Annotated in this window: 18 protein-coding genes; 11 read left to right on the top strand and 7 right to left on the bottom strand. The window is 75.2% G+C overall.

Features of this window, described 5'->3' with window-relative positions:
* Positions 1 to 149 precede the first annotated feature (149 nt).
* The 3 genes from AB0C99_RS28325 to AB0C99_RS28315 all read left to right on the top strand — a co-directional run bounded on the left by AB0C99_RS28325 (position 150) and on the right by AB0C99_RS28315 (position 3,258).
* Positions 150 to 944 carry a class II aldolase/adducin family protein gene (locus tag AB0C99_RS28325; protein ID WP_362480757.1) on the top strand — a complete coding sequence of 265 codons (795 nt, stop codon included), beginning with the start codon at positions 150 to 152 and terminating at the stop codon, positions 942 to 944.
* Positions 945 to 1,105: 161 nt separating this feature from the next.
* Complete coding sequence (locus tag AB0C99_RS28320; RefSeq protein ID WP_362480754.1) at positions 1,106 to 2,344, top strand: hypothetical protein; 1,239 nt, start codon at positions 1,106 to 1,108, stop codon at positions 2,342 to 2,344.
* 266 nt (positions 2,345 to 2,610) lie between these two features.
* Positions 2,611 to 3,258, top strand: coding sequence for a DoxX family protein (locus tag AB0C99_RS28315; protein ID WP_362480751.1), 648 nt, complete (start codon positions 2,611 to 2,613; stop codon positions 3,256 to 3,258).
* Here the strand turns inward: AB0C99_RS28315 and AB0C99_RS28310 are convergent.
* Together AB0C99_RS28310 and AB0C99_RS28305 are read right to left on the bottom strand one after the other, a co-directional pair.
* Positions 3,168 to 3,428 carry a hypothetical protein gene (locus tag AB0C99_RS28310; RefSeq protein WP_362480748.1) on the bottom strand — a complete coding sequence of 87 codons (261 nt, stop codon included), beginning with the start codon at positions 3,426 to 3,428 and terminating at the stop codon, positions 3,168 to 3,170. The two genes, AB0C99_RS28315 and AB0C99_RS28310, sit on opposite strands and share 91 nt — an antisense overlap.
* Entirely contained in the window at positions 3,415 to 4,875 is a 1,461-nt protein-coding gene (locus tag AB0C99_RS28305; RefSeq protein WP_362480745.1) for a PspC domain-containing protein, read from the bottom strand. The genes AB0C99_RS28310 and AB0C99_RS28305 overlap by 14 nt, the downstream gene beginning before the upstream one ends.
* Before the next feature lie 167 nt (positions 4,876 to 5,042).
* On the opposite strand from AB0C99_RS28305, the gene AB0C99_RS28300 reads away from it, so the two are divergent.
* Both AB0C99_RS28300 and AB0C99_RS28295 read left to right on the top strand, forming a co-directional pair.
* Positions 5,043 to 6,311: a PspC domain-containing protein gene (locus tag AB0C99_RS28300; RefSeq protein ID WP_362480742.1), complete on the top strand. Its 1,269-nt coding sequence runs from the start codon at positions 5,043 to 5,045 to the stop codon at positions 6,309 to 6,311.
* Positions 6,308 to 7,012 (top strand): response regulator transcription factor, encoded by a 705-nt coding sequence (locus tag AB0C99_RS28295; protein WP_362480740.1) that lies wholly within the window; start codon positions 6,308 to 6,310, stop codon positions 7,010 to 7,012. Before AB0C99_RS28300 ends, AB0C99_RS28295 begins: the two co-directional genes overlap by 4 nt.
* 14 nt (positions 7,013 to 7,026) lie before the next feature.
* On the opposite strand, the gene AB0C99_RS28290 is transcribed toward AB0C99_RS28295, so the two are convergent.
* Positions 7,027 to 8,115, bottom strand: a complete 1,089-nt coding sequence (locus tag AB0C99_RS28290) for an NlpC/P60 family protein (protein ID WP_362480737.1) — start codon at positions 8,113 to 8,115, stop codon at positions 7,027 to 7,029.
* A 341-nt stretch (positions 8,116 to 8,456) separates the two neighbouring features.
* Between AB0C99_RS28290 and AB0C99_RS28285 the strand changes: the two genes are divergently transcribed.
* Together AB0C99_RS28285 and pcrA are read left to right on the top strand one after the other, a co-directional pair.
* Complete coding sequence (locus AB0C99_RS28285; RefSeq protein ID WP_362480735.1) at positions 8,457 to 8,810, top strand: hypothetical protein; 354 nt, start codon at positions 8,457 to 8,459, stop codon at positions 8,808 to 8,810.
* A gap of 71 nt (positions 8,811 to 8,881) precedes the next feature.
* Positions 8,882 to 11,332: a DNA helicase PcrA gene (pcrA, locus tag AB0C99_RS28280; protein ID WP_362480732.1), complete on the top strand. Its 2,451-nt coding sequence runs from the start codon at positions 8,882 to 8,884 to the stop codon at positions 11,330 to 11,332.
* A 92-nt stretch (positions 11,333 to 11,424) separates the two neighbouring features.
* Here the strand turns inward: pcrA and AB0C99_RS28275 are convergent, their stop codons facing one another.
* Entirely contained in the window at positions 11,425 to 13,023 is a 1,599-nt protein-coding gene (locus AB0C99_RS28275; protein WP_362480730.1) for a peptidoglycan DD-metalloendopeptidase family protein, read from the bottom strand.
* A gap of 209 nt (positions 13,024 to 13,232) precedes the next feature.
* Positions 13,233 to 14,036, bottom strand: coding sequence for an alpha/beta fold hydrolase (locus tag AB0C99_RS28270; protein WP_362480727.1), 804 nt, complete (start codon positions 14,034 to 14,036; stop codon positions 13,233 to 13,235).
* 224 nt (positions 14,037 to 14,260) lie between these two features.
* On the opposite strand from AB0C99_RS28270, the gene AB0C99_RS28265 reads away from it, so the two are divergent.
* A complete protein-coding gene (locus tag AB0C99_RS28265; RefSeq protein WP_362480724.1) occupies positions 14,261 to 14,671 on the top strand; it encodes a cobalamin B12-binding domain-containing protein in 411 nt (136 codons plus the stop codon).
* A 78-nt stretch (positions 14,672 to 14,749) separates the two neighbouring features.
* On the opposite strand, the gene AB0C99_RS28260 is transcribed toward AB0C99_RS28265, so the two are convergent.
* Both AB0C99_RS28260 and AB0C99_RS28255 read right to left on the bottom strand, forming a co-directional pair.
* Positions 14,750 to 16,342 carry a DUF5691 domain-containing protein gene (locus AB0C99_RS28260; RefSeq protein WP_362480721.1) on the bottom strand — a complete coding sequence of 531 codons (1,593 nt, stop codon included), beginning with the start codon at positions 16,340 to 16,342 and terminating at the stop codon, positions 14,750 to 14,752.
* Positions 16,343 to 16,398: 56 nt separating this feature from the next.
* Entirely contained in the window at positions 16,399 to 17,757 is a 1,359-nt protein-coding gene (locus AB0C99_RS28255) for an SWIM zinc finger family protein (protein WP_362480718.1), read from the bottom strand.
* Between the two features lie 138 nt (positions 17,758 to 17,895).
* On the opposite strand from AB0C99_RS28255, the gene AB0C99_RS28250 reads away from it, so the two are divergent.
* Genes AB0C99_RS28250 through AB0C99_RS28240 form a run of 3 tightly spaced genes read left to right on the top strand, consistent with a single transcriptional unit; the run spans position 17,896 to position 22,546 of the window.
* Positions 17,896 to 19,044: an AAA family ATPase gene (locus AB0C99_RS28250; protein WP_362480716.1), complete on the top strand. Its 1,149-nt coding sequence runs from the start codon at positions 17,896 to 17,898 to the stop codon at positions 19,042 to 19,044.
* Positions 19,041 to 21,398 (top strand): DUF5682 family protein, encoded by a 2,358-nt coding sequence (locus AB0C99_RS28245; RefSeq protein ID WP_362480713.1) that lies wholly within the window; start codon positions 19,041 to 19,043, stop codon positions 21,396 to 21,398. Before AB0C99_RS28250 ends, AB0C99_RS28245 begins: the two co-directional genes overlap by 4 nt.
* A complete protein-coding gene (locus AB0C99_RS28240; RefSeq protein WP_362480711.1) occupies positions 21,395 to 22,546 on the top strand; it encodes a VWA domain-containing protein in 1,152 nt (383 codons plus the stop codon). The genes AB0C99_RS28245 and AB0C99_RS28240 overlap by 4 nt, the downstream gene beginning before the upstream one ends.
* Positions 22,547 to 22,600 lie beyond the last annotated feature (54 nt).

The raw sequence follows: 22,600 nt of genomic DNA, 5'->3' as shown, positions 1-22,600 counted from the left end.
GGGCGTGACCCCGCCGCGCGCCCTCGTGTGAGGCCCGAGACCGCCGTCCCCGTACGCCACGGGGGCGGCGGTCCGCGTTTCCGCGCGGGCCGCGCTTTGGTCCGTACGGGCTCTGGTGACTTGTGGGGACGGGCGTTACCTTCCGGCGCATGACCCAGATACCGGTGCCGGTGCCCGTGCCCGTCGAGCAGCTCCACTTCGCCATGCCGCCCGTCCACGCGACGGCCCACGAGGAGCGCACCCACCGCAAGCAGCGCCTGGCGGCCGCGCTGCGGGTCTTCGGACGGCTGGGGTACGAGGAGGGGGTCTCCGGGCACATCACCGCGCGCGACCCCGAGCACCCCGACTGCTTCTGGGTGAACCCCTTCGGCGCCCCCTTCGCCGAACTCACCGCGAGCGACCTGATCCTGGTCGACGGCGACGGGCGGGTGGTCTACGGCGCCCACCACGTCAACCAGGCCGCGTTCACCACCCACGCCGAGGTGCACCGGGCCCGGCCCGATGTCGTCGCGGTCGTCCACACCCACTCGACGAGCGGCCGCGCGCTCGCCGCGCTCGGCGACATGGTCGACCCGATCACCCAGGAAGCCTGCGCCTTCTACCAGGACCACATCCTCTACGACGCCTACACGGGCGTCACCGTGGACCCCGAGGAGGGCCGGCGGATCGCGGTCGCCCTCGGCCCCTGCAAGGCGATGGTGCTGCGCAACCACGGGCTGCTCACGGTGGGTTCCTCCGTGGACGCGGCGGCCTGGTGGTTCATCGCCATGGAGCGCTGCGCCCAGGTCCAGCTCGCCGCGCGGGCGGCGGGAAAGCCCGTGCTCATCGACCACCGCGACGCCGTCGCCACCCGCGAGCAGCTCGGCAGCGACCTCGTCGCCTGGATCAACTACCAGCCGCTGTGGCGGCGGATCAGCCGCGCGGAGCCCGAACTCCTGTCGTAGAACGTGTCTTTACGTCAATGTGATGACTCTTCAATCACTCCCGCGCGGGGTGTGCAGAGCCCCCCGAATGCGCACGAGGTGCGGCACAATTCCCAGGAATCAACAGTGAGTTGACCGAGCCGGCGGCGGACAGGCCGACCGAACGGGAAGTGGGCGGCGCCGTGGCGGTGCAAGAGGCGAGACAGTGCGGGGCCGACCAGGACGGCGGCGGCTGCCCGCACTGCGAGGGCGCCGGACACCGGCGCGCCGTCGCCGCCTTCCTCGCCCGCCGCGACGAACTCGCCACCGGCCACGGCGTCCCCGCCGCCCTCGCCCACTCGCCGGTCGCCTCCCGGCAGTGGGTCTCCGACGAACTCGCCCAGTCCGCCCGCACCGTCACCGCGCGCGGCCGGGAGGCGGGCGCGGCCCGGCCCGGCCGGGTCTACCGGGCCACCCTCGCCGCCGTCTGGGGCGCCGTCCTCGCGCTGCTCCTCGGCCAGGCCCTCACCGCCGTCGGCACCGGCTGGACCGGGACCCGCACCGCCGCGCTCGGCGCCGCCGTGCTGCCCGCCCTCGCCCTCACCGGCGCCGCCAGGCTGCACCGCGAGCGCGGCGGCGTCCTCGCGCCGCTCGTCGGCGAGGACCGGCGGCTCTCCACCTCCCGCGCCGTCGCCGCCGGCTGGCTGCTGCTCTGCGTCTACGCCGTCCTGCTGCTCTCCCTCCGGCTGGCCGCCGGCGCACCCGGCGTGGACCTCGGCCTGCGCCGGGGTGCCGGGCTGCTCGTCGTCTTCGCCGTGGTCTCCTGCGTCGCCGTCACCGCGCGCCTGATCGTCTCGCTGCGGGTCGCCGCCCGGCGGCTCCAGAAGGTCCGCGCCGACCGCCCCCGCGCCGCCGACCTCCTCTGCGACGACGACGGCCGCGCCTGCCTCACCGACGTCCAGTACGTCCTCGTCTCCGCCGCCGTGCTGCTGCTCGCCGCCGTCCGGATCGGCCGCACCCCGGACCGGCTGCCCGAGCTGCCCTGGGCGCTCGTGCTGCTGCTCGTCGTCTCCGCCGGGATCTACCTCGCCGCCAAGTGTGCCGAGGGCGGGCGGCCGAAGATCTTCTCGGTGGTCCGGGCGCGCGAGGCGGGCGATCTGGACGCCCCGATCAGGACCGGCGACGACATCGAGATCCGCGGCACCGGCTTCGTCCCCGCCGGGGCCGCCGGCCCCGAGCCGCTGACCCGGCTGGTCGTCCGGATCGGCCCGGTCCACGCCCACGTCCCGCTGGTCCCCGTCCCCGGCGGCTTCGCCAACCCGGCCGACACCGAGCTGACCGTGCCCCTCCCGGCCGACGTCGAGCCCGGCCGGGTCGAGGTCTCGGTCGTCACGGCCGCCGGGGTCGAGACCAACCGGGTCACGATCGACGTCGTCGACTGAGCCCCGCCCTCCCGGTCACAGCGATTCCGGGGAGAATCGTTCCGCGGACCCGTCCCGCGCGCCGACGCGGGACGGTGACGCGCGCAAGGTGCGGGCAGGACGCTGTCCGCACGCGCACAGGACGCGGTCAGGACAGGGCCAGGACGCGGGGCACGGAGAGGCGGCCGGAGATGACGGGACGAGCGGACGACGGAGCGGCTAACCCGGACGGGGGGCCCGGGGGGCCTGATCCTGCGGGTGCGGGGGGATCCGGGGGATCCGGCGGCATGGTGGGCGGGCGCGGTGGTCTCGGCGGGAGCGGGTCCGGGAGCGGGAGCGGGGGCTCGACCGGAGCCGGGGCCGAGTCCGGGGCCGAGTCCGGGTTCGAGTCCGGCTCCAGGGCCGAGGGCGGAGGCCGGTCCGGGTCCGGAGCCGGGAGCTCGGCCGGGGCCGGGGCCGAGGCCGGGGGCGGAGCGTGGAAGGCGCTCGCCTCTCGGTACGCGCTGCTTCCGCTGCGGCTCTTCCTCGGTGTCACCTTCATCTACGCCGGGCTCGACAAGCTCACCGACGCCGGCTTCCTCGCCGACTCCGGGCCCGGCTCGATCGGCGAGCTGATGCACGGGGTCCGGGACTCCTCCGCGCTTCCGGCCCTCGTCGACCTCGCCCTCAAGAGCCCCGTCGGCTTCGGCTACGCCATCGCGCTCGGCGAGCTCCTGGTCGGCCTCGGGACCCTCTTCGGGCTGTACGCGCGGATCGCCGCGCTCGGCGGGGCGGTGATCTCGCTGAGCCTCTGGCTCACCGTGAGCTGGCAGGTGAACCCGTACTACCTCGGCAACGACCTCGCCTATCTGATGTCGTGGCTGCCGCTGCTGCTCGCCGGGGCCCCGCTGCTGTCGCTGGACGCGCTGCTCGCGGAGCGCCGCCGGATCCCGTAGGCGATCCAGGTCGTCAGCGCCGCGAGCCCCAGGGCGCCGCCGAGCACCGGGATCACCGTGAACCACGGGACCGACCAGTGGCCGGCCGCGTCCCCCGCGAAGAGGGCCGCGAGGAAGAGCGCGGCGAGGCCGAGCACCAGCCGCCCGGGGCGGAACTCATGAACCCGCACGGATGACCTCCACCTGTCCGGCCCCGACCTTCAGGAAGAGGTCGAGGGTGCCGCCGGCGGGGACGCCGGGCGGCGGGGGGAACGTCCGGGTCTCGTCGAGATCCGGGGCGATGTCGATGTCGTCCGCCGACCGCGTGGCGGCGGGTGCCGGGGGCGCGGGCGCCGTCGGGGCTCCCGGCGCGGACGGCGACGGGGCCGTGGGCCGCGCGGGAGCGGAAGGCGCCGCGGGCGCGGGCTCCGCCGGGAAGCGGATGTCGCCGAGGCCCACCTGGGCCCGGACCTTCAGCGTCACGCCCTTCGGCACGATCACCTTCAGCCGGCCCGCGCCGACCTCCGCCTCGGTGGACACCGTCGCCCCGGCGGGGACGGGCACGGCGGACAGGTCCAGCGTGCCGTCGCCGAGCCCCAGCTCGTATCTCGGCTGCACCGCCGCCACGGCCGCCGGGCGCCAGGTCTCCCGGATCCACTCCGTCGAGATGTCCTTGGGGAGCGCCGAGGCCGCCGCCAGCAGGCCCGCCGTCACCAGCGTGAGGAACACCGTGCCGAAGCCGGTCCTGCCGAGCAGGCTGCTGACGACCAGGCCCAGGCCGAACACGGCGAGCGCGGCGGCCAGCCCGATCTGCAGGCTGGTGCCCAGCGGGTGCCCGTGCCAGGAGAGGCCCGTGCCGAGCCCCCCCGCCACCAGCGCCAGCAGGAACACCAGGCCGCCGATGGAGGGGGCCTTGCCCCCGACCCGGGTCGAGGGGGTGGGCCGCTCCGGCTCGTCGTACGGCCTGCCCCACTGGCCGCCGGGTGTCGGGACCACGCCGTCGACCTTGCCCTCGGCGTCCACCACCCCGTGCGGTCCCCACATGTAGCCGATGGCGACCTTGCCGGTCGAGCCGTCCTTCACGATCGGGTCCCGCCACCAGGACGGGAACTCCACCAGCGGCGGCGCCATCGTCTCGGGCGGGGCCTCGGCGACCGCGAGCGCGGCGGTCGGGTCTATCCGGCCGCCTTCCTCGGCCGTCGCGGCCACCGAACGGCGCCGCAGCGACCACACCGCCGCCCCGCTCACCGCGACCGACAGGACCAGCGCGAAGCCGAGCGTCCCGCCGTTGTGCAGCATCGACAGGAAGATCCCGCAGCCGACCAGCGCCATCAGCACGGCGGTCAGGGACGAACCGGAGACCCGGCCGGTCAGCAGCCGGCGCCCCTCGCTCTCCTCCTCGTCCGCGAGCGGGAGCAGCAGCCACGCGAAGCCGTAGAAGATCAGCCCGACGCCGCCGGTCACCGCCAGCACGCCGAGCACGATCCGGAACAGCACCGGGTCCAGGTCGAAGTGCCGGCCGAGCCCGCCGCACACCCCGGCCACCACCTTCTGGCCGCGCGACCTGCGCAGCGGAGGGGCGGGCGGGCCCTCCGCCGGCGGCGGGGCCTCGTGGGGCGAAGGCGTCGAACTCGTCATGGCTCCATGGTGACGCCCCGTGACCCCCGGCGGCACCGGGACCGACCCTGCCTTGACCCTGATCTTCCGCCGGGGTCCGACCCCGAGCCGACCCCGAGAAGGCTCCGGGGCCGATATCCGGGCGGACCCTGATGTCCCGGACCCGCCGGACGTGTGACGATCAGTGCATGTCCGCAGCCGCCCGTGTCGCAGAGACCGACGAACCGCCCGTCCGCAGGCTCTACCGGAGCGCCGACGGCCGGTGGCTCGGCGGTGTCGCGCGCGGCCTCGCCGGACACCTCGGGCTGCCCGTGATCTGGGTCCGCGCGTTCTTCGCGGTCCTCATGCTCACGGACGGCCTCGGCGCGGTGCTGTACGCGGTGTTCTGGATCGTCGTCCCGCTCGGGGTCGGCGGCCGGGCCGCGCCCCGCCCCGTCTTCGAGACCACCGCCGACGGCCGCCGACGGCTGCGCAAGCCCGACAAGGGCCAGGTCCTCGCCCTGATCGCGCTCGCGATCGGCGTCTCCTCCTTCATCGGCAGCATCAACGTGGACCGGCAGGCCGGCCGCTATGTCTGGCCCTCGCTGCTGATCGGCGTCGGCGTCGTCCTCGTCTGGCGCCAGGCGGACAACGCCCGCCGGGCCAGCTGGACCGACCCCGGCCGCCGCAGACGGGCCTTCCAGCTCGTCCGAGGGCTCGTCGGCGTCGCCCTGGTCGGCACGGGCCTCGCGGTCTTCCTCGTGGTCCGCGGCTCCGTCGCCCAGCTCGGCACCGCCCTCACCGCTGCCGTCGCCGTCCTCACCGGCATCGCGCTGCTCGCCGGGCCCTGGCTGGTGCGCATGTCGCAGGACCTCAACGAGGAGCGCACGCTGCGCATCCGCGCCCAGGAGCGGGCCGAGGTCGCGGCCCACGTGCACGACTCCGTCCTGCACACCCTGACCCTGATCCAGCGCAACGCCGACGACCCCGGCGAGGTCCGCAGGCTGGCCCGCGCCCAGGAGCGCGAGCTGCGTAACTGGCTGTACAAGCCGGAGGGCACCGGCAAGGACGAGGACGAGGAGCCCACGACCCTCGCCGAGGCGGTCAAGCGGGCCGCCGCCGAGGTCGAGGACAAGCACGGCGTCCCGCTGGAGGTCGTGGTCGTCGGCGACTGCCCGCTCGACGAGGGGCTCGGGGCGCAGATGCAGGCCGCGCGCGAGGCGATGGTGAACGCGGCCAAGTACGGTGGCGAGGGCGGGCCGGTGCAGGTCTACGCCGAGGTCGAGGGCCGGACGGTCTTCGTCTCGGTGCGGGACCGGGGCCCCGGCTTCGACTTGGACGCGGTTCCCGACGACCGCATGGGCGTACGAGAATCGATCATCGGCCGGATGCAGCGCAACGGCGGATCGGCGCGGCTGAGGTCCGTGCCGGGCGGGGGCACCGAAGTGGAGCTCGAGATGGAGAGGGCGGACGGATGAGCGACGGGACCGAGAGCGGGGCGGCGGCGCAGGGCACGGGGCGCCGGGTGCGGGTCGTGCTCGTCGACGACCACCGGATGTTCCGCACCGGGGTGCAGGCCGAGATCGGCCGCACCGAGGTGACGGGTGTCGAGGTGGTCGGCGAGGCCGCCGACGTCGACCAGGCGGTGACGGTGATCACCGCCACCCGCCCGGAGGTCGTCCTCCTCGACGTGCACCTGCCGGGCGGCGGCGGCGTCGAGGTGCTGCGCCGCTGCGCGAGCCTGATGGCGGCGGCGGAGGACCCGGTGCGCTTCCTGGCGCTGTCGGTCTCCGACGCGGCCGAGGACGTCATCGGCGTGATCCGCGGCGGCGCCCGCGGCTACGTCACCAAGACGATCACCGGCACCGACCTGGTCGACTCGGTCTTCCGGGTCCAGGAGGGCGACGCCGTCTTCTCGCCGCGCCTCGCGGGCTTCGTCCTGGACGCCTTCGCCTCCACGGACGCGCCGCCGGTCGACGAGGACCTGGACCGGCTGACCCAGCGGGAGCGGGAGGTGCTCCGGCTGATCGCCCGCGGTTACGCGTACAAGGAGATAGCCAAGCAGCTCTTCATCTCGGTGAAGACGGTCGAGTCCCACGTCTCGGCGGTGCTGCGCAAGCTCCAGCTCTCCAACCGGCACGAGCTGACCCGCTGGGCCACCGCCCGTCGCCTGGTCTGACCCGGCCCGGGGCCTCAGCCCACCCGGGTCGCGCCCGCGAAGGGCATCTCGTCGACGGGGGCGATCCGGACCGGGGCGCCCGGCCGGGGCGCGTGGATCATCTGGCCGCCGCCGATGTAGAGGCCGACGTGGCTGATCCCGGAGTAGAAGAAGACCAGGTCGCCGGGGGCCAGCTCGGAGCGGGAGACCCGGGTGCCCGCGTTGATCTGGGTGTACGTGGTGCGGGGCAGCGAGACCCCGGCGGCGCGCCAGGCGGCCTGGGTGAGCCCGGAGCAGTCGTAGGCGGAGGGGCCGGTCGCCCCCCACACGTACGGCTTGCCGAGCTGCTGCTGGGCGAAGGCGATGGCCGCGGCGGCGCGCGAGGTGGGCGCCGTGACGGGCCCGCGGTTCGCGTCCGAGCGGTCGGCCCTGGCCGTCGTGGCGCCCGGGGCGGTGAGCCCGTCGGCGCCGCCGTGCCCGCCGGAGGCGACGGCCGCCTCGTAGCGGGCCCGCTCCTCGGCGGTGAGCCGGTCGAGCAGGGTGCGGGCCGCGTCCAGCTTCCCCTGGACCGTCGCCTTCTGGCGGCGCAGCTCCGCCTCCTGCGTGCGCAGCTCGCGCAGCCGCCCCTCGGACTCGCCGCGGAGCTGCCGTACGGCGGCGAGCTCACGCCGGACGGCGGTGACGGCGGCGGCCTGCCGCTCGCCCGCCTTCTCGGCCAGCGCGGCCCGCTCCAGGTACTGGTCCGGGTCGGAGGTGAGGGCGAGCTGGAGGGCGGGGTCGAGCCCCCCGGAGCGGTACTGCGCGGCGGCGACGGCGCCCAGCGCGTCCCGGGACCGGTTCAGCCGCTCGGTCCTGCGGGCGGCCTCGTCGCGCAGCCCGTCGAAGGCCGCGCGGGCCCGGTCCGCCTTCTCCTTGGCGCCGTTGTACTTCTCGGTGGCGACCTCGGCCTGCTCGTAGAGCCGGTCGACCTCGGTCTTGACCTGCGCGGGGGTCGGCCGCGGCGCGGCCTGCCCGGAGCCCTGGAAGACGGTCGCGCTCGCCGCGGAGGCGAGGACCAGGGTGGCGGCGGTACGGGCCGCCGGGCCGCCGAAAGGTGTCTGCTTGGGCTTGCGGTGCGCTGCCACGAGGGCGGGTCACATCCTCTCCCCGTGGGGGACGCGGCCCGCCGGGGCCGGCGACGGTCCGCACAGGGGGACGGACCGCCGCCGGTCTTTTCTCGGCGGGGGCGACCGGCAGCCGCCGGACGGCGGAGGTGGGGAGCCGGTCACCTGGGGCAGGACGCTAAACCTGGCCGCCGTGCGGGGGCAGGGAGTTGACCGCTATTGGCGGTACTTGATGCCTTCCGACCGTTCTCGTCCGGTCCCGGGGAGGGTCCGGCAGCGCTCGCGGCGGCCGCTGACCGAAGCGCGGGAGAAGGCGGACCCGCCCGGAAGCCGGTGCTATGGCCCCGGTTAGGCTCCGCCCCATGGACGCCCTCATCAATGTCTTCGTCGCCCTGCACATCATCGGCATCGCCAGCCTCCTCGGCGGCTTCCTCACCCAGATGAAGGCGATGGGCGCGGGCACCGCCCGCTTCGTGCCCGCGATGCTGCACGGCGCCCTCACCATGCTCGTCACCGGCATCGCGCTCGTCGGCCTCAACCAGGCCGACGGCCACACGGTCAACAACATCAAGGTCGGCATCAAGCTGGCCGTCCTCGTGGTGATCCTCGCCCTGGTCTACGTCAAGCGCGACGAGGAGAAGGTCGACAAGGCCGTCTTCGGCGCCGTCGGCGGCCTCACCATGGCGAACATCTTCATCGCCACCCTCTGGGTCTGACCTGCGGCTTTCCCCGTCGCTTCCGGAGGCGGCAGCGGACTGTCGGTGCGGCGTCCTAGACTCGTGAGGCGATGAGCAGCCTCTTTGACGACAACTTCCTGGCGAGCCTCCGGAACCACTCCTCGGAGGAGCCCCCGCCCCCGCCCGAGGACCACGAGCACGGCGCCCCGGCCGCGGAGGACGTCCCGCACGCCCTCTTCGGGGAGCACTGGGACGCGCCCCCGCCCGAGCGGGACGCGTACTACCGCGACGGCGCCCACCGCCCCGCCGTGGACGCCGCCGCGCTCCTGGAGGGGCTGAACGAGCAGCAGCGCGCCGCCGTGGTCCACACGGACACCCCGCTGCTCATCGTCGCGGGCGCCGGCTCCGGCAAGACGCGCGTGCTCACCCACCGCATCGCCCACCTCCTGGGCAGCCGGCACGTCCACCCCGGGCAGATACTGGCGATCACCTTCACCAACAAGGCCGCCGGCGAGATGAAGGAGCGGGTCGAGCAGCTCGTCGGCCCGCGCGCCAACGCCATGTGGGTCATGACCTTCCACAGCGCGTGCGTCCGCATCCTGCGCCGCGAGTCGAAGAAGCTGGGCTTCACCTCGTCGTTCTCGATCTACGACGCCGCCGACTCCAAGCGCCTGATGGCGCTGGTCTGCCGGGACCTGGACCTCGACCCGAAGAAGTTCCCGCCGAAGTCCTTCAGCGCCAAGATCTCCAACCTGAAGAACGAGCTGATCGACGAGGAGACCTTCGCCGATCAAGCGGCCGACGGCTTTGAGAAGACGCTCGCCGAGGCGTACCGGATGTACCAGGCCCGGCTGCGCGAGGCCAACGCGCTGGACTTCGACGACATCATCATGACGACGGTGCACCTGTTCCAGGCGTTCCCGGACGTCGCCGAGCACTACCGCCGCCGCTTCCGCCACGTCCTCGTCGACGAGTACCAGGACACCAACCACGCCCAGTACACCCTGGTCCGCGAGCTCGTCGGCACGGGCTACGAGGACCTCGGCCCGGCCGAGCTGTGCGTGGTCGGCGACGCCGACCAGTCGATCTACGCCTTCCGCGGCGCGACCATCCGCAACATCCTCCAGTTCGAGGAGGACTACCCGGACGCGACGACGATCCTGCTGGAGCAGAACTACCGCTCCACCCAGACGATCCTCTCCGCCGCCAACGCGGTCATCGAGCGCAACGAGTCCCGCCGCCCGAAGAACCTGTGGACCAACGCGGGCGCGGGCGCGCAGATCACCGGCTACGTCGCGGACACCGAGCACGACGAGGCGCAGTTCGTCGCCGACGAGATCGACCGGCTCACCGACACCGGCGCGGCCAAGGCGGGCGACGTCGCCGTCTTCTACCGCACCAACGCCCAGTCCCGCGTCTTCGAAGAGATCTTCATCCGCGTCGGCCTGCCCTACAAGGTCGTCGGCGGCGTGCGCTTCTACGAGCGCAAGGAGGTCCGCGACGTCCTCGCCTACCTGCGCGTCCTCGCCAACCCCGAGGACACCGTGCCGCTGCGCCGGATCCTCAACGTCCCCAAGCGGGGCATCGGCGACCGCGCCGAGGCGATGATCGACGCCCTCTCGCTGCGCGAGAAGATCACCTTCCCGCAGGCGCTCAAGCGCGTCGACGAGGCGTACGGGATGGCGGCCCGCTCCGCCAACGCGGTCAAGCGCTTCAACACGCTCATGGAGGAGCTCCGCACCATCGCCGAGTCCGGCGCGGGGCCCGCCGTGGTCCTGGAGGCGGTGCTGGAGCGGACCGGCTATCTGGCCGAGCTCCAGGCGTCCACCGACCCGCAGGACGAGACCCGCATCGAGAACCTCCAGGAACTCGCCGCGGTGGCCCTGGAGTTCGAGCAGGAGCGCGGCGAAGAGCCCGCCACCCTCGCCGAGTTCCTGGAGAAGGTCGCCCTCGTCGCCGACTCCGACCAGATCCCCGACGAGGACGAGGAGGGCTCGGGGGTCATCACCCTGATGACCCTGCACACCGCCAAGGGCCTGGAGTTCCCGGTGGTGTTCCTCACCGGCATGGAGGACGGCGTCTTCCCGCACATGCGCGCGCTCGGCCAGACCAAGGAGCTGGAGGAGGAGCGCCGCCTCGCGTACGTCGGCATCACCCGCGCCCGCGAGCGGCTCTACCTGACCCGCTCCGCGATGCGCAGCGCCTGGGGCCAGCCCTCGTACAACCCGGCCTCGCGCTTCCTGGAGGAGATCCCGCCCGCGTATCTGGAGTGGAAGCGGACCGGCCCCATGGCCAAGCCCGCCGGGCCGACCTCGGGGATCACCTCCTCGCTGTCCTCCTCGCGCGCCCGCTCCGGCCCCTCGGGCTTCGCCACCCGGCGCACCAGCGACAAGCCGGTGATCTCGCTCCAGGTCGGCGACCGGGTCACCCACGACCAGTTCGGCCTGGGCACGGTCATGGCGGTCCAGGGTGTCGGCGCGGACGCGCAGGCGACGATCGACTTCGGCGACGAGAAGCCCAAGCGTCTGCTGCTGCGGTACGCGCCGGTCGAGAAGCTGTAGCCCCCCGGACCCAGGACCCCCGGTCCCGGGCGACGGAACGAGGAAGGGCCCCCGCCGGATGCCGGCGGGGGCCCTTCCTCGTACGCGCGGGGTCAGCCGGTCGGGTCGAGACCGCGGCTCAGCAGCCAGGGCAGCGGGTCGATCGCCGCGCCGCCGTTCGGCCGGACCTCGAAGTGGAGGTGGGGGCCGGTGGAGTTGCCGGAGTTGCCGGAGTACGCGATGACCTCGCCGGCCTTGACCTTGCCGGAGCGGATCTTGGTGCTGCTCAGGTGGCAGTACCAGGTCTCGGTGCCGTCCGCCATGGTCACGATCGCCATGTTGCCGTAGGCGCTGTTCCACTGGGTGCGCACGGTGCCGTCGGTCGCGGCCATCACGGGGGTGCCGTACTGCACGGGGAAGTCGATGCCCGTGTGCACGGACATCCAGTTGACGCCGGACTGGCCGAAACGGGCGCTGAGCTGGTGCAGCTTGACCGGAAGCATGAACTTCGGCCGCAGCGCCTCCTTGCGGGCCGCCTCCTCCTCGCGCTTCTTCTTCTCCGCGTCCTGGCGCACCCGCAGGTCGATGCGCTCCTGGGTGCGGCTGGCGCGGTCGCCGAAGCTGCGGGCGTCGGCGCTGAGCGCGGCGAGCTGGGTGTCCAGCTTGGTGTTGGCGGCGACCTCCTTGACGGACGCCGGGTCGGCGGCGGCCATGGTGGTCGTCGTGTCCTTGGCGTCCGTGCCGGAGTCGGTGAGCCCGCCGACCGAGGCGGCGGCGATCCCGGCGACGCCCATGACGCAGGCGGACGGGACGGCGACCGTGAGGAGCGCGGAGCGCTTGGCGGGCGTACGGCGCCGGCCACCGCGGGCACCGCCGGAGGAGCGGCGCACGGGACGCCCGGCGACGGGCGGCAGCTCCCCGGCGGAGCCGGCACCCTCGGGCAGGACCTCCAGGGCGACCATGGTCTCGGCGGCGTGGAAGGCGTGGAGCTCCGCGTCCGGGTCCGCGTCGCGGTCGGTCTCCGGGTCAGCGTCGTAGGCGCCGTAACCGTCGTACGCGGGGACCTGCATGGTCTCGGAGTACTCGGGATGGTCGACGTGCTCGACGTGCTCGGTGTGCTCGAAGTGTTCGGTGTGCCCGGCGTAGTCCGTGTAGTCGGCGTAGTCCGCGGCGTGCTCGACGTACTCGGTGTGGTCGGTGTGGTCGGTGTGGTCGGTGTGCTCGACGTGGCCGGGTGCCTCGGTCGCGTAGGCCGTGTGCTCCGGGCCCGGGGTGTACTGCTGCGGGACGACCGGCTCCGGCGTCGGCGCCTGGTGCCAGGCGGTCGCGGCGGCCATGTCGTACGTGCCGGTCTCGAAGCCGGGTGTCGTCCACTGGCCGGTGGTGTCGTACGCGGTGGCGGCGAAGGCCACGGCCTCGTACTGGCCGGTCTGCTGCGCCTCGCTCCACGCGGTGGCGTCCCACTGGCCGGTGGCGGAGTAGGAGCCGTGGGAGCCGGTGTCCCAGTGGCCGCTCGGGTCGGTGTGCCCGGCGTAACCGTTCGGGTCGGCGTACCCGGTGTGCTCCGTGTAGCCGCCGTACATGCTCTGACCTGCGCTGAGACCCGCTGCGTAGTCGGCGTCGTAACCGCCGAACCGCGGATCCGCGGTGAAGCTCCCGGTGATCTGGGTGGCGTCCGTGACGTACCCGGCGTGGGGGTGCTGGTCGTTCACCAACTTCTCTCTCGCCTCGGGGGCAGGGGGTCAAGCAGTGGCGTGACTGTACCCGGCGGTATGCGCGCCCGACAATCTTCCGCGGGTTTCGAGCCGTGGGGAAAGGGGCAATCGGCCGTCTTTCGGCGGTCGATGGGGAGACCTTTGGCCTTGTGTTCGAGGAACGTTCGAGGAACGCGGCGGACGGAGTCGTTCCGGCGGGACCGCCGTCAGGCCACCGCGTCGGTGCCGGGCGCCGCTCCGGCGGTCCCGGCGGCCCCGGCGGCCGGATCGCCGTCGTCCAGCGCGGCGAGGATCCCGGCCGCGACCGCCGGGTGCACCGGCAGCGCGAGATGGCCGATCCCGCTCACCCGCACGTTGTGCGTGATCAGGTCGGGGTGGTCCAGGTGCGCGGTCTCGACCGGCACCATCACCCGGTCCAGGTCGCTCCAGAAGCTGACGAAGCGGGTCCGGACGCCCGGCGCGGGCCCCGCAAGCTCGCGCAGCACCTCCGAGCCCGGCCGCATCTGGCGGACCAGCGGATGCGCGTCGGCCAGCGGGCCGAAGGCGGTGCCCGCGTGCGGGGTGCCCAGCATGACCAGCGTGCGCACCCGGGTGTCACCGCCGAGCCGCTGCACGTAGTAGCGCGCTATCAGCCCGCCCAGGCTGTGCCCCACCAGGTCGACCTCGGCCTGTCCCGTGCGCTCCCGGATCTCCTCGACCAGCCGCCCGAGCCGCTCGGCGGCGGTGCGCAGGTCGCAGGTGAACGGGGAGTAGTCCAGCGACTCGACGTGCTCACGGCCGTGCCGGGCGAGGGTGCGGCGCAGCAGCACGAAGACCGAGTGGTTGTCGACGAAGCCGTGGAGCAGCACCACCGGCCGGCGGGCGGGTGTGTCGCGCTCGGCGGCCGGGCCGCGCGGGCGGCGTTCGGAGACAAGCCCGGAGGGGTAGAGGACCAGGTGTCCGGCAAGGACCGCGAGCTCCAGGGCGGTGGCCTTCACCCGGTCGGCGACCTCGGTGGGGATGAGCTCCATCGACGGCCTCCGTCCCGGGACGGAAGGGCGCCGTATCTCCGTGCCGTGCGGCTGGCGGCGCGGTGATACGGCGACCCCGTGGCGGCTCCTCAGCGGAGCGAACGATGTCCCACGTGTGATTTCCCCCTCGCTGCCCACCGCGAAACGGCCGCTTGCGGGATGCTGGCGATAACGTTCGTTCACTTTCCCGCGGCCAGGCGCGGGGGTCGCATGTGGAGGCACTGATGGGCGTGACCGGTCCGATTCGAGTGGTGGTCGCCAAGCCGGGTCTCGACGGCCACGATCGCGGGGCCAAGGTGATCGCGCGGGCGCTGCGCGACGCCGGCATGGAGGTCATCTACACCGGGCTCCACCAGACGCCCGAGCAGATCGTGGACACCGCGATCCAGGAGGACGCCGACGCGATCGGCCTGTCGATCCTCTCGGGCGCGCACAACACGCTGTTCGCGAAGGTGCTGGAGCTGCTGAAGGAGCGCGACGCGGAGGACATCAAGGTCTTCGGCGGCGGGATCATCCCCGAGGCGGACATCGCGCCGCTGAAGGAGAAGGGCGTCGCCGAGATCTTCACCCCGGGCGCGACGACCGGCTCCATCGTGGAGTGGGTCAACGCGAACGTCCGCGTGGCCGCCGCCTGAGCCGCGCCAGCGGGAGGCGGTGACGAGGGGATACGGGGGATACGGGGGGAGCGGCCGACGCGCCCCCCGGCATCCCGCTCAGTCCTCCGTCAGCTCCGCGTGCATCGTCGCCCGGAGGTCCAGCGTCGCCACGAGCCGCTGGAACGCCTCGGACCAATAGCCCCCGGCGCCGGGGGAGGCGTCCTCCTCCTCGGCCGGGAGGGCCGTCAGGGCCGCGAGCTGCGGGACCGCGTCGGGGGAGAGGCAGCGCTCGGCGAGGCCCATCACCCCGCTGAAGCTCCACGGGTAACTCCCCGCGTCCCGCGCGATGTCCAGCGCGTCGACCACCGCCCCGCCCAGCGGCGCCGCCCACGGCACCGCGCACACGCCCAGCAGCTGGAACGCCTCCGACAGGCCGTGCGCCGCTATGAACGAGGCCACCCAGCCGGCCCGCTCCTCCTCCGGCAGCGTCGACAGCAGCTTGGCCCGCTCGGCCAGCGAGGACGTGCCGGGCCCGGTGGCCTGCGGGGCCGAGGGGGAGCCCAGCAGGGCCCGCGACCAGTCCGCGTCCCGCTGCCGCACCGCCGCCCGGCACCAGGCCGCGTGCAGCTCGCCCTGCCAGTCGTCGGCGACCGCGAGCGCCACGACCTCCTCGGGCCCGCGCCCCCCGAACCGGGCCGGCCAGCAGTGCAGCGGCGCGGCCTCGACGAGCTGGCCGAGCCACCAGGAGCGCTCGCCGCGGCCCGTGGGCGGGGTGGCCGTCACCCCGTCGTGCTGCATCCCGGCGTCGCACTCGTGCGGCGCCTCGACCACGATCACCGGCTCCCCGCGCGTACGGTCCAGGGAGACGCACGACACGGCCCGCTCCGCCATCCGCGCGGCCAGCGCCGAGCCGGGCAGCGCCGACAGCAGCTCGGCGGCGGTCGTGCGCACGTTGCGGCTGCGGTCGGCCAGCGCCGCCTCCAGGAACTCCTCGTCCGCGTCCGACAGCCCCGCGCGCAGCGAGTCCAGGAACATCAGCCGGTCCTCGGCCCGCTCCGTGCCCCAGGTGGCGGCCAGCAGCCCGCGGCCCGCGGCCGGGTCCCAGGCCCGTACGGCCGCCAGCAGCGCCACCCGCTCCGCGAACAGGCCCTCCTCCCACAGCGCCGCCACCGCCGCCGGGTCGCCGGGGTCGGGCAGCGCGCCGCCGCCGCCCGCGCCGCGCAGCGCGAACTTCCACTCCGTGTTGAGCCCGGCCAGCCACAGCCCGCGCGGCCCCGCGAAGGCCAGCGCCTGGGGCCGCAGGTCGGTCCGGGCGCGGGCCGCGTCGAGGAGCGCGGGCAGCGCCGCCGCCGGGGCGCGGTAGCCCCGCTCGTGCGCGGCGGCCAGCCACTGCGGCAGCAGCTCCGTCAGGTCGGGCGCGGCCCCCCGGCGGCCCCCGGAGGGCGCGGGCGCGGCCCGGCCCGCGAGCAGCCGGGCCAGCCGCCGCCGGGCCGCCTCCGGGAGCGGTCTGCGCCCGTCCTCGGGCGCGGGCTCCAGCGGCGGCGCGGCGGGGCCGGGCCGCAGCCCCGCCCGTCGCCGTACGGTGTGCGCGGCGGCGGCGTCGAGCAGCGCGACGGCCGCCGCGTCCCCGGAGGCACCCCCGTGCGGTCTGCGGTCGGTGCCCAGCAGTGCCGACGTGACGAGCTCTTCCCAGGCGTCCATGGCCACCATGACAGCCCTCCTCCAGCAGTGGGTTTCCGAGACGGGTGCGGTGCGGTTCCGGGGGGTCAGACCAGCGGCACCGTCTCCCCGGGCGCGTCCGGCGACCAGGCGGCCAGCGGGGTGAAGCCCTGGTGGCCGCACTCGCCGAAGACCGTGAGCGGCGCGCCGCCCGACAGGGCCACCAGCCGCCACAGCCCCGGGCGGGCCTGCGCGGCGCGGGTCAGCGGCACGGCCTCCCGTTCGGCGCCCGCCGCGTCGGCGAGCTGCCAGCCGTACTCCGCGCGGGCCGGGACGACACCGGCCAGCGTCACCGGCCAGGCGTCCAGCCACGGGTCCTCGCGCAGCGCGTGCCCGTACGCCGTGAGGGCCGCGCCGACCGTGCCGCCGCGCGGCGGGGGCCCGGCGGGCGCGGGCGCGCCGAACTGCCCGACCAGCTCCGCGCGGAGCCCACCGCCGCCCTCGTACCCCCGCAGCTCCGCGTCCAGCACCGCCCCGACCGGGAGGGCGAGCTGCGGGGCGCGGCCCGCCGCCCCGAAGGAGAGCAGCAGGGCCGTGCGGCCCGTCGACTCCCCGTGCAGCCAGACCCGGCGCGCCGTCAGCTTGCCCTCGGCCGTGTCGTACTGCGCGAGGACCAGCCAGCGGTCCCGCAGCAGCGGGCCGGCCGGCGGGGCCGTCAGGCCCACCCGGGTCCGCACCGTCGCCGCGAGCGGGCCGGGCAGCCGGTCCGCCGACAGCCAGGCCCGGTCCAGGAGATGGGTCAGCGCGCACTCCTCCAGGAGCCGCACCGGCCAGCCCGGACCCGAGCCGGCTATCGCCCCCAGCTCCCGCACCCGGCCCGCGAGGCCCGGCGCCTGCGCGTCGACCATGCGGGCCGCCGTCTCCTCCCACGCCCCTGGCCCCGAACGCTCCGCCGCGGCCAGGCCGCCGCGCAGCAGGTCGGCCAGCCGCCGCTCCAACTCCTCTGCTCCCGACGTGATCCGGGCCGCCCGCCGCTCGGCCCGGCGGCGCGCCGCCTCCGGGTCGGCGGGCCCCGCGTCCGGCGCGGGCCCGGCGCTCCGCGCCGCCTCCGCCCGCTCGCGGCGGTCCGCGAGCCAGCTCTCGGCCCAGTCCGGCGGCCCGGCCGCGTCGCCGGGGGCGGACGGCACCTCGCCGCCGGCCCGGAGCAGCAGCAGTCCCAGCGCGTGCTTGCACGGGAACTTGCGGCTGGGGCAACTGCATTGGTACGCCGGGCCCGTGGTGTCCACGACCGTGCGGTACGGCGTGCGCCCGCTGCCCTTGCACAGGCCCCACACGGCCCCCCGGCCGCCGCCGGTGCCGGACCACGGTCCGGGCGTGCCCAGCTTGCTTCCCGCTCTGCGTGAGGCGTCGTCAGGAGCCAGTGCCAGCACCTGATCAGCCGTCCAGAGCTCCCCCTGTTCGTCCATGGGAACGACCGTACGACCCTCCACTGACACATGCTCCCACCTGCGGTTTCCATCGGCGTGGCGGAGGGCGGGGCCGATTGTCAGTGGCATGGTGCACCGTGGTTCGTACAGCAGGTCGAACGATCTGGAGGGGGACCCATGACCCTGCCCGAAACCACCACGGACCGCGCCGCCGTCGCCACGACGGACAGCACGGACGGCGCCGCGGGCGAAGTGCTCCGGCCGCACGCCGAAGACGCCTTCGCGCACGAACTCGCCGCGCTCGCCGCCGCCGACGACCGGCCGCGCCCCACCCGCTGGCGGCTCTCGCCCTGGGCCGTCGCCACCTACCTCCTCGGCGGCACCCTGCCCGACGGCACGGTGATCACCCCCAAGTACGTGGGCCCGCGCCGGATCGTCGAGGTCGCCGTCACCACCCTCGCCACCGACCGCGCCCTGCTCCTGCTCGGCGTGCCCGGCACCGCCAAGACCTGGGTCTCCGAGCACCTGGCCGCCGCCGTCAGCGGCGACTCCACCCTCCTCGTCCAGGGCACCGCGGGCACCCCCGAGGAGGCCATCCGCTACGGGTGGAACTACGCGCGGCTGCTCGCCCACGGCCCCAGCCGCGAGGCGCTCGTGCCCAGCCCCGTCATGCGCGCCATGGCCGCCGGGCTGACCGCCCGCGTCGAGGAGCTCACCCGCATCCCCGCCGACGTGCAGGACACCCTCATCACGGTGCTCTCCGAGAAGACCCTGCCGATCCCCGAGCTGGGCCAGGAGGTCCAGGCCGTCGGCGGGTTCAACCTCATCGCCACCGCCAACGACCGCGACCGCGGGGTCAACGAGCTGTCCAGCGCCCTGCGCCGCCGCTTCAACACCGTGGTGCTGCCGCTGCCCGCCACCCCCGACGCCGAGGTCGACATCGTCGCCCGGCGCGTCGACCAGATCGGCCGCTCGCTCGACCTCCCGGCGGTGCCCGAGGGTGTCGAGGAGATCCGCCGGGTGGTCACCGTCTTCCGCGAGCTGCGCGACGGGGTCACCGCCGACGGGCGCACCAAGCTCAAGTCCCCCTCGGGGACGCTCTCCACCGCCGAGGCGATCTCCGTCGTCACCGGCGGGCTCGCCCTCGCCGCCCACTTCGGCGACGGCGTCCTGCGCTCCGCCGACGTCGCCGCCGGGCTGCTCGGCGCCATCGTCCGCGACCCCGCCGCCGACCGGGTCGTCTGGCAGGAGTACCTGGAGACCGTGGTCCGGGAGAGAGACGGCTGGAAGGACTTCTACCGCGCCTGCCGCGAGGTGACGGCGTGACCCGAGCCGGCGCCCCCGCCGCCCCCGGGCCCCTGCTGCTCGGGGTGCGGCACCACGGGCCCGGATCCGCGCGGGCCGTGGCAGCCGCCCTGGAGGCGGGCCGGCCCAAGGCCGTCCTCATCGAGGGGCCGCCCGAGGCCGACGCCCTCGTCGCGCTCGCCGCCGACCCCGGGATGCGGCCCCCCGTCGCCCTCCTCGCGCACGCCGTCGACGACCCCGGGCGCGCCGCCTTCTGGCCCATGGCGGAGTTCTCGCCCGAGTGGGTCGCGATCCGCTGGGCCCTCGGCCACGGCGCCGAGGTCCGCTTCGTCGACCTGCCCGCCGCCCACACCCTCGCCGCCCCCGAAGCCGCCGCCGACCCGGCCCCCGAGGAGGGCACCGGCCGGGCGCTGCGCGTCGACCCCGTCGCCGAGCTCGCCCACGCCGCCGGATACGACGACGCCGAGCGCTGGTGGGAGGACGTCGTCGAACTGCGCGGCGGGAGCGACCCGTTCGCCCCCTTCGAGGCCCTCGCCGAGGCGATGGGCGCGCTCCGCGAGGCGTACGGCCACGGCGGGCACCCGCGCGACCTGGTCCGCGAGGCCCACATGCGGCTGCGGCTGCGCGCCGCGCGCAAGGAGTTCGGCGACGACCTCGCCGTCGTCTGCGGCGCCTGGCACGTGCCCGCGCTGCGCCGCGCGACCACCGTCACCGCCGACCGGGCGCTGCTCAAGGGACTCCCCAAGGTCAGGACCGAGCTGACCTGGGTGCCCTGGACCCACCGCCGGCTCGCCCGCCGCTCCGGCTACGGGGCGGGCATCGAGGCGCCCGGGTGGTACGCCCACCTCTTCGGCGCCCCCGACCGCCCGCTCGAACGGTGGATGACCAAGGTCGCCGGGCTGCTCCGGGCCGAGGACCTGCCGGTCTCCTCCGCGCACGTCATCGAGGCCGTCCGGCTCGCCGACACCCTCGCCGCGATGCGCGGGCGGCCCTGCGCCGGGCTCGGCGAGACCACCGACGCCGTGCGGGCCGTCATGTGCGACGGCTCCGACGTCCCGCTCGACCTGGTCCGCGACCGGCTCGTCATCGGCGACGTCCTCGGCGGCGTCCCGGCCGACGCGCCCGCCGTGCCGCTCCAGCGCGACCTCGCCCGGCTCCAGCGGAGCCTGCGGCTCAAGCCCGAGGCCGAGGCACGCGACCTGGAGCTCGACCTGCGCGGGGACACCGACGCGGCCCGCAGCCGGCTGCTCCACCGGCTGCTGCTGCTCGGCGTCGACTGGGGCGCCCCCGCCGCCGGGCGCGCCTCCACCGGCACCTTCCGGGAGGCGTGGCGGCTGCGCTGGGAGCCCGAGCTGCACGTGCAGGTCGCCGAGGCGGGCGTGTGGGGCACCACCGTCGAGGCCGCCGCGACCGCCAGGGCCGAGGCGCGGGCCGCCGCCGCGCCGGACCTCGCCGCGCTCACCGCCCTCGCCGAGCGCTGCCTGCACGCCGGGCTCACCGAGGCGCTGCCCGCCGTCCTCGGGGCGCTCGCCGACCGCGCCGCGCTGGACACCGACGTCGCCCACCTCGCCCAGGCCCTGCCCGCCCTGGCCCGCGCCCTGCGCTACGGCGACGTGCGGGCCACCGACACCACCGCGCTCCGCGAGGTCGCCACGGGCCTCGCCGAGCGCATCTGCGTCGGCCTCCCCCCGGCCTGCACCGGCCTCGACACGGACGCGGCCACCGAGATGCGCGCCCACCTGGACGCGGTCCACGCCGCGATCGCGCTTCTTCCGGCGGAGCCGGGGGAGCGGGGGGACGCGGCGGGGCCCGCTCCGGCCTCGGTCGCCCCGGGGAACGCGGCCCCCGGTCCCTCCCTCGCCTCCCTATCCGACCGCTGGGCCGGCGTGCTGCGGCGGATCGTGGCGCGGGACGGGGTGGCCGGGGTGGTGCGGGGGCGGGCCGCGCGGCTGTTGCTCGACGAGGGGCGGCTCGGGGAGGACGAGGCGGCCCGGACCATGGGGCTCGCGCTCTCGCCCGGGGTGCCGCCCGCCGACGCCGCCGCGTGGATCGAGGGCTTCGTCGGCGGGGCCTCCGGCGGCGGGCTGCTCCTCGTCCACGACGAACGGCTGCTCGCGCTCGTGGACGGCTGGCTGAGCGGCGTCCCGGCGGACGCGTTCACCGACGTCCTCCCCCTGCTGCGGCGCACCTTCGCCTCCTACGAGCCGGGTGTCCGCCGCACCCTCGGCGAGCTCGTCGCGCGCGGTCCCGCCGAGGGCCGCGCCACCCGGCCCGCCGTCGCGGTGCCCGGCTTCGCCGCCGCCCCCGACCCCGAGCGCGCCGACGGCGTGCTGCCCCTGCTGCACCTCATCCTCGGTACGGAGGTCCCCGCATGACTCTCGGCCCCGAGCGCCTGCGCCGCTGGCGGCTCGTCCTCGGCGGCGGACCGGCCGACGGCACCGGACACGACCTCGGCGGCACCGACGCCGCCATGGACCGCGCCCTCGGCGCGCTCTACGACCGCCGGGAACCGGCCGCCGCCGGTTCCGGGCGGGAGCGCTCGGCCGGGCTCGGCGGCTCCGCGCCCTCCGTCGCCCGCTGGCTCGGCGACATCCGCACGTACTTCCCCAGCTCCGTCGTCCAGGTCATGCAGCGCGACGCGATCGACCGCCTCGGCCTCGCCGCGCTGCTCCTGGAGCCCGAGATGCTGATGGCGGTCGAGCCGGACGTGCACCTCGTCGGGACCCTGCTCTCCCTCGACAAGGCGATGCCGGAGACCACCAAGGAGACCGCGCGGGCCGTCGTCCGCAAGGTCGTCGACGACCTGGAGAAGCGGCTCGCCTCCCGCACCCGCGCCACCCTCACCGGCGCCCTGGACCGCTCCGCCCGGATCAGCCGCCCCCGCCACCGGGACATCGACTGGGACCGCACCATCCGCGCCAACCTGGGGAACTACCTCCCCGAGCACCGCACGGTCGTCCCCGAGCGGCTCGTCGGCTACGGCAGGGCCGCCCGCGCGGTGAAGAAGGAGGTCGTCCTCTGCGTCGACCAGTCCGGCTCGATGGCCGCCTCCGTCGTCTACGCCTCCGTCTTCGGCGCCGTCCTCGCCTCGATGCGCGCGATCGCCACCCGCCTCGTCGTCTTCGACACCGCCGTCGTCGACCTCACCGAGCAGCTCGACGACCCCGTCGACGTCCTCTTCGGCACCCAGCTCGGCGGCGGCACGGACATCAACCGGGCGCTCGCCTACTGCCAGTCGCGGATCACCCGCCCCGCCGACACCGTCGTCGTCCTCATCAGCGACCTCTACGAGGGCGGCATCCGCGACGAGATGCTGAAGCGGGTCGCCGCGATGAAGGCGTCCGGGGTGCAGTTCGTGTGCCTGCTCGCCCTCTCCGACGAGGGCGCCCCCGCCTACGACCGGGAGCACGCCGCCGCGCTCGCCGCGCTCGGCGCCCCCGCCTTCGCCTGCACCCCCGACCTCTTCCCGGAGGTGATGGCCGCCGCCCTGGAGAAGCGGCCGCTGCCGATACCGGAGGGGTGACCGGCCGGGCGCCCGGAGACCATGCCCGAGAGGCGGAAGGTCCCGTCGGGGGGT

This window comes from Streptomyces sp. NPDC048659 (assembly GCF_040650575.1).
Lineage (GTDB): Bacteria > Actinomycetota > Actinomycetes > Streptomycetales > Streptomycetaceae > Streptomyces.
The sequence above is the reverse complement of the archived record's forward strand: the minus strand, read 5'-3'. Positions and strand labels throughout refer to the sequence as shown.

What these genes read in the sequence shown, in the direction of transcription:
- AB0C99_RS28325 (WP_362480757.1), top strand. Translation starts at nt 150, where the DNA reads ATGACCCAGATACCGGTGCCGGTGCCCGTGCCCGTCGAGCAGCTCCAC.
- AB0C99_RS28315 (WP_362480751.1), top strand. Translation starts at nt 2,611, where the DNA reads ATGGTGGGCGGGCGCGGTGGTCTCGGCGGGAGCGGGTCCGGGAGCGGG.
- AB0C99_RS28305 (WP_362480745.1), bottom strand. Translation starts at nt 4,875, where the DNA reads ATGACGAGTTCGACGCCTTCGCCCCACGAGGCCCCGCCGCCGGCGGAG.
- AB0C99_RS28300 (WP_362480742.1), top strand. Translation starts at nt 5,043, where the DNA reads ATGTCCGCAGCCGCCCGTGTCGCAGAGACCGACGAACCGCCCGTCCGC.
- AB0C99_RS28295 (WP_362480740.1), top strand. Translation starts at nt 6,308, where the DNA reads ATGAGCGACGGGACCGAGAGCGGGGCGGCGGCGCAGGGCACGGGGCGC.
- AB0C99_RS28285 (WP_362480735.1), top strand. Translation starts at nt 8,457, where the DNA reads ATGGACGCCCTCATCAATGTCTTCGTCGCCCTGCACATCATCGGCATC.
- pcrA (WP_362480732.1), top strand. Translation starts at nt 8,882, where the DNA reads ATGAGCAGCCTCTTTGACGACAACTTCCTGGCGAGCCTCCGGAACCAC.
- AB0C99_RS28270 (WP_362480727.1), bottom strand. Translation starts at nt 14,036, where the DNA reads ATGGAGCTCATCCCCACCGAGGTCGCCGACCGGGTGAAGGCCACCGCC.
- AB0C99_RS28265 (WP_362480724.1), top strand. Translation starts at nt 14,261, where the DNA reads ATGGGCGTGACCGGTCCGATTCGAGTGGTGGTCGCCAAGCCGGGTCTC.
- AB0C99_RS28260 (WP_362480721.1), bottom strand. Translation starts at nt 16,342, where the DNA reads ATGGTGGCCATGGACGCCTGGGAAGAGCTCGTCACGTCGGCACTGCTG.
- AB0C99_RS28255 (WP_362480718.1), bottom strand. Translation starts at nt 17,757, where the DNA reads ATGGACGAACAGGGGGAGCTCTGGACGGCTGATCAGGTGCTGGCACTG.
- AB0C99_RS28250 (WP_362480716.1), top strand. Translation starts at nt 17,896, where the DNA reads ATGACCCTGCCCGAAACCACCACGGACCGCGCCGCCGTCGCCACGACG.
- AB0C99_RS28240 (WP_362480711.1), top strand. Translation starts at nt 21,395, where the DNA reads ATGACTCTCGGCCCCGAGCGCCTGCGCCGCTGGCGGCTCGTCCTCGGC.